Genomic DNA, 3,430 nt, shown 5'->3' with positions numbered 1-3,430 from the left:
GCCCCCAAGGCCGTCCAGGCCGCCCGGTGGCAGGAGAGCGTCACCCCCGTCCTCGACCACCTCGCCACCGCGAACACCGAGGCGGGCGACCGCTACCAGGACCGGGTGCGGCCGGCCGCGTACAGCGTCCTGCTCAAGGCGGGCGTCGCCGGCGTCCTCGGCTTCGTCGCCCTGCTCGTGTCGATCGTCGTCTCCGTACGCATAGGCCGCGACCTCGTCCGCGACCTGCGCCGCCTGCGCAAGGAGGCCCAGGAGGTCTCCGGAGTCCGGCTGCCGAGCGTGATGCGCCGGCTCGCCGCGGGCGAACAGGTCGATGTCGAGACCGAAGTGCCGCACCTGGAGTACGACAAGGACGAGGTCGGGCAGGTCGGCCAGGCGCTCAACACCCTCCAGCGCGCCGCCGTTGAAGCCGCGGTCAAGCAGGCCGAAATGCGCCGCGGCGTCTCCGAGGTCTTCGTCAACCTCGCCCGCCGCAACCAGGTCCTGCTGCACCGCCAGCTCACCCTCCTGGACACCATGGAGCGGCGCACGGAGGACACCGACGAGCTGGCCGACCTGTTCAAGCTCGACCACCTCACCACCCGCATGCGCCGCCACGCCGAGGGCCTGGTGATCCTCTCCGGAGCGGCCCCCTCCCGGCAGTGGCGCAAGCCGGTCCAGCTCATGGACGTGGTCCGGGCCGCTGTCGCCGAGGTCGAGGACTACGAGCGCATCGAGGTGCGCAGGCTTCCGCGCATCGGCGTCGGCGGACCGGCCGTCGCCGACCTCACCCACCTGGTCGCCGAACTCCTGGAGAACGCCACGGTGTTCTCGCCGCCGCACACCGCGGTGCAGGTCCTCGGCGAGCCGGTGGCCAACGGCTTCACCCTCGAAATCCACGACCGCGGACTCGGCATGACCCCGGAGGCACTGCTCGACGCGAACCTCCGCCTCGCGGAGACACCGGAGTTCGAGCTCTCCGACACCGACCGGCTGGGCCTGTTCGTGATCAGCCGCCTCGCCCAGCGCCAGAACGTACGGGTCTCGCTCCAGCCGTCGCCGTACGGCGGTACGACCGCGGTCGTCTTCATCCCGGCCGCGCTCCTCACCGAGGCGCCCGAGGCGCAGGGCTCGGACTTCCGGCTCGACCGCAAGAGCGGGGACCGCAGAAGCGTCGCGAACGGCAGGAGCGCGGACCGCACGGGCCTGGACCGCACGGGCTCGGACCGCACGGGCTCGGACCGCTCCGGCCCGGACCGGCGGGCCGGGGACGGACCGCCGCGGCGCCCGGCCCTGTCCCAGGTGCCGTCCGGCCTGTCGGCCACCGGTCCGTCCGTGCTGGACGGCCCGATCGAACTGGACGGTCCGATCGAACTGGAACCGCCGGTCGACGTACTCGGCTTCGACGAGCGGCTGGGGGACCTCGACGACACCGAGAGCGAGCGCGGCGGGCTGTTCCGCCCGAGGACACCGCTGCGCCCCGTGTCCGGCCGTTCCGTCGGCTCCGACGAGGCGCAGCACCACCAGGCCGCCGACGAGGACGCGGAGCGCCCGGCCGAACGCCCGCGCGGCGCCACCGTACCGCTGCCCCGCCGCAGGCCCTCGGTCCCGACCCTGATCGCGGACCGCGGCCGCCGCCTGGACGACCGTGGCAGCGCCCACTCGGCCTCCGCCCGGGCCACGGGAAGACCGGCGGACGGAGGACCGCCGGACGAAGGCCCGGCAACCGGGGGACCGGCAACCGGGGGACCGGCGGCCGGTGGCCCGGAGCCGGGGGCCCGGCACCGGACGACCCCGTACCGAACCATCCGGTACCGGACCGACGCGGGCCCGGACACGCCGGACCGGACCGACCGGAACCGGACCGAACGGGACCGGAGGCACCCTGACCGGGGGAACCCGGAGCGGACGGACCCGGCCGCAGGCGGCCCGGACGGCCCCGCCGCCGGAGCGGACCCCGAGACCACCATGCTGCTCGGCGGGCTGCCCCGCCGCGTACGGCAGGCCAGCCTGGCCCCGCAGCTCCGGAGGACCACCGGGCAGCGGGACGGCGGGCGCGACGACCGGCCGGCCGCCGGGGAGCGCGAGGCGCACCCCGGCGCCGAGCGGGACGCCGAAGCCGTCCGCAACCGCATGGCCGCCATGCAGCGCGGCTGGCAGCGCGGGCGCCGGGAGAACGCCGAGGGCGCCGCACCGGACGCCCACGGCGAGACAGCACCAGGAACGACACCTGAGGGGGACGGTCGATGACCGCACCGAACGCCGCAACAACCCGCTCCGCCGGCTCGACCGGAGAGCTCAACTGGCTCCTCGACGAACTCGTCGAGCGCGTCGGATCCATCCGCAAGGCCCTGGTGCTCTCCAGCGACGGCCTGCCCACGGGCGCCTCACGGGACCTCAGCCGGGACGACAGCGAGCACATGGCGGCCGTCGCCTCCGGCTTCCACAGCCTCGCCAAGGGGGTCGGCCGCCACTTCGACGCGGGTCGCGTCCGGCAGACCGTCGTGGAGCTGGAGGACGCGTTCCTCTTCGTCACGGCGGCCGGCGACGGCAGCTGTCTCGCGGTGCTGGCGGACGCCGACTCCGACGTCGGCCTCGTCGCGTACGAGATGACGCTGATGGTCAAGCGGGTGGGGGCCCACCTCGCGACGGCTCCGCGGACCGGTCTGCCCACCGGAGGGTGAGTGGGGATGCGATGAGTGACGCAGCAGGCCAGCAGAGCCGGCACGGAGTCCGGGACCGCCACGAGCCGCACCACTGGTTCGATGACGACGCGGGCCCGGTGGTCCGCCCCTACGCGATGACCCGCGGCCGCACCAGCAGCGCCACCCGCCACCACCTCGACCTGATCGCGGTGGTCGTCCCCGAACCCGCGGCCGACGATCCCGGCCGCGACCAGACGCTCTCACCGGAGCATGTGGAGATCGTCGAGCGCTGCAGCGACCTCCCCCAGTCGATCGCCGAGCTCGCCGCCGGACTGGACCTGCCCGTCGGGGTGATCCGGGTCCTGGTCGGCGATCTCGTCGAGGACGACCTCGTCCACGTAACCCGTCCCGTTCCGCCGGCCGAACTGCCGGACGTGAACATTCTGCGTGAGGTGATCAATGGCCTTCGGGCGCTCTAGCTCCCGCCGCGGCAAGCGGCCGGTGGTCGAGCCGGTGACACTGAAGATCCTCGTCGCGGGCGGTTTCGGGGTGGGCAAGACGACCCTGGTCGGTGCGGTCAGCGAGATCCGGCCGCTGCGCACCGAGGAGACCCTCACGGAGGCGGGCCGGCCGGTCGACGACCTGCACGGCGTGGAGGCCAAGTCCACCACCACCGTCGCCATGGACTTCGGGCGCATCACCCTGCGCGAGGACCTGGTGCTCTACCTGTTCGGTACGCCGGGCCAGGACCGCTTCTGGTTCCTGTGGGACGAGCTGGCCCAGGGCGCGCTGGGTGCGGTCGTGCT

At 74.0% G+C, this 3,430-nt stretch carries 4 protein-coding genes; all 4 read left to right on the top strand.

All coding sequences use genetic code 11. The features are described from left to right. A partial coding sequence (locus tag IH00_RS0127165) for an ATP-binding protein (RefSeq protein ID WP_039947484.1) occupies positions 1-2,229 on the top strand: 2,229 nt, incomplete at its 5' end. Continuing rightward, positions 2,226-2,663 (top strand): roadblock/LC7 domain-containing protein, encoded by a 438-nt coding sequence (locus tag IH00_RS0127160; RefSeq protein ID WP_031078103.1) that lies wholly within the window; start codon positions 2,226-2,228, stop codon positions 2,661-2,663. The genes IH00_RS0127165 and IH00_RS0127160, both read left to right, overlap by 4 nt. Next, on the top strand, positions 2,660-3,103 hold the full coding sequence (locus tag IH00_RS0127155) for a DUF742 domain-containing protein (protein WP_391812751.1): 444 nt from the start codon (positions 2,660-2,662) through the stop codon (positions 3,101-3,103). Before IH00_RS0127160 ends, IH00_RS0127155 begins: the two co-directional genes overlap by 4 nt. Further along, a partial coding sequence (locus tag IH00_RS0127150) for a GTP-binding protein (protein ID WP_031078100.1) occupies positions 3,084-3,430 on the top strand: 347 nt, incomplete at its 3' end. The genes IH00_RS0127155 and IH00_RS0127150, both read left to right, overlap by 20 nt.

Origin of the sequence: Streptomyces sp. NRRL S-118 (assembly GCF_000716335.1) — a bacterium.
Classification (GTDB): domain Bacteria; phylum Actinomycetota; class Actinomycetes; order Streptomycetales; family Streptomycetaceae; genus Streptomyces.
The sequence above is the reverse complement of the archived record's forward strand: the minus strand, read 5'-3'. Positions and strand labels throughout refer to the sequence as shown.